The sequence below is a fragment of the Halococcus salifodinae DSM 8989 genome, from assembly GCF_000336935.1.
Classification (GTDB): Archaea; Halobacteriota; Halobacteria; order Halobacteriales; family Halococcaceae; genus Halococcus; species Halococcus salifodinae.
Genome location: NZ_AOME01000001.1, coordinates 1 through 1822, shown reverse-complemented (window position 1 = coordinate 1822; position 1822 = coordinate 1). Strand labels below are relative to the sequence as shown.

The following is a 1822-nucleotide window of genomic DNA, read 5'->3' as shown; positions in this document are numbered from 1 at the left end:
TAGTATCGTTCCCGGCCGCAACACGTATCAGCTAACTAGCTGTAACGGCCTTGTCTTCCCTCTCAACAACACCAGACTTGGTAGGGTCGTCAGCAGCCGATTCTCTGAGTTGCTTCTCAATACGGGAGCCGAGTTCTGCGTCCTTCTCCTTCGCGTCCTCAATGTCCATGCTTTCTAGAATCTTACGAAGTGTCGTCACAGTACTCGTTGAGAGTTTCTGCTCATAGTCATCCACATCGAGAGCAGCCTTCTTCGCATCCATAACTTGAACGAACAGTTCGATATCCACAGTGGCGACAACATCATCTCGCGTGATGGCCGTTTGGTCAGTGAGTTCAACCTCCTGCATTCCCTTAGAAACTGAGTATATCTTCGAAATAAAAGGCGGAACGAAGTTGATACCGGGATTCAAAAGCCGTCGGTACCGACCGAACACGGTGAGTACACCCTGTTCACCAGGGCCGACAACCTCCATCATACTGTTGACAGTAATCATAAGTAGAATGAGGGATGCTACTATGATGAGTGCACCGACAGCAGTTTCACCGCCAAGCTGTACCGGGACAATCATGAATAGGAATTTATTTCGAGTGAGATGATAACCATATCGGTACGATAGTGACTAATCAGTGATTCGGCATCTTGAGAAATCCCTACACACGTGAAATCATGTGCATTGGGCCAGAAAACGCAATACATCTGGTTAGCGCGATTGAAAATTCGGCATCTGTGTTTGGCCTTTGGCATATTCTTCGCTCTCCACAATGATCTCTACGAGTAACCCTTTATTCACCGCGTTCACTACCGACAGTTGATGAAAGAAGTAATACTCCAGACCATATACGTAATTCTCGTCCTTCTCGCTGGATTTGGACTCGGGCTGGGATATGTAGGCGGAACTGATGTGGTTGGATTATGCATACTTGCTGCAGTTGTCATAGTGATCGCAGTAGGATTTTTGAGGATTCCACCCGCGAGAGAGCGGTCAGACGGTACCATCTATGACGTCGATGCTGCCCGCCAAGCGTACACAGACGGAAAGATTTCTCTAGAGGAGATGGAGCGGCGAGTCAACATTGCGCTTGATCCGCAAGCGAAGGAACTCAGAAAACGCGTCGAAGATGTGAATGGTGTTGGGCCAGAGATCAGTGCTGTCCTCTCTGCAGAGTACAATACGACGGAAGAACTCGCAAACACCACCCAGTCCGACTTGGAGCGGATATATGGAATCGGCCCGAACACGGCTTATGCTATCAAACAACGATTTAGCTCCGCGCAATCCACCGTGTCGCCAGAGAAGAACACCTGTTCCTCACAAAAAGAAGAATGATTCCATTGTCATTATGGTTCAGTAACAGTGCAGAAAGCCACACATCAACTCCGGTGGCTCGTAATCTCGTGTTTGACCCGCCTCCGACGGGGCGAACGTGGCGAACTCTTCGAGAAACTCGAAAGAGAGATGCTCAAAAACGCGAGTACCTCTGCCATCACGAGATTAAAGATCGACTCTACCGAAGGATCATCTTACAGGGTGCTGAGCACATCCACCTCAACGTTCACCCGGCTCATTGGTGTGAGAATCGTTCTATGACGCCCTCGTCGAACACCAGCCTGGTCCCGATGATACGGCGTGTAAGTCCAAGTGAGCGATGCTCCCCGGAGGAGAGCGACCACTCCCCATTAGCATTGATGCACGTATTCACACCGAAATGGTGAACAGTTGCTCCAATTGTTTGGTCGCGTCGGAAAATCGTTCAGAACCGTCTGGGCAGTCGCTGAAACGAAGTCGTAGCTGACTCCTTGAAGGAATGGGGACTGATTG

The 1822-nt window shown here is 49.6% G+C and carries 2 protein-coding genes and 1 pseudogene; 1 reads left to right on the top strand and 2 read right to left on the bottom strand.

Annotation, left to right across the window (positions count from 1 at the left end; all coding sequences use genetic code 11):
- Positions 1–31 precede the first annotated feature (31 nt).
- Positions 32–571 (bottom strand): SPFH domain-containing protein, encoded by a 540-nt coding sequence (locus tag C450_RS00010; protein WP_005038514.1) that lies wholly within the window; start codon positions 569–571, stop codon positions 32–34.
- A 243-nt stretch (positions 572–814) separates the two neighbouring features.
- On the opposite strand from C450_RS00010, the gene C450_RS00005 reads away from it, so the two are divergent.
- On the top strand, positions 815–1330 hold the full coding sequence (locus C450_RS00005; protein ID WP_005038512.1) for a helix-hairpin-helix domain-containing protein: 516 nt from the start codon (positions 815–817) through the stop codon (positions 1328–1330).
- Between the two features lie 21 nt (positions 1331–1351).
- Here the strand turns inward: C450_RS00005 and C450_RS22740 are convergent.
- Positions 1352–1488, bottom strand: a pseudogene (locus C450_RS22740) (IS5/IS1182 family transposase); the annotation flags it as partial.
- Positions 1489–1822 lie beyond the last annotated feature (334 nt).

Excerpts from the sequence above, each read along its gene's own strand:
- C450_RS00010 (WP_005038514.1), bottom strand. The coding sequence starts at position 571 with ATGATTGTCCCGGTACAGCTTGGCGGTGAAACTGCTGTCGGTGCACTC.
- C450_RS00005 (WP_005038512.1), top strand. The coding sequence starts at position 815 with ATGAAAGAAGTAATACTCCAGACCATATACGTAATTCTCGTCCTTCTC.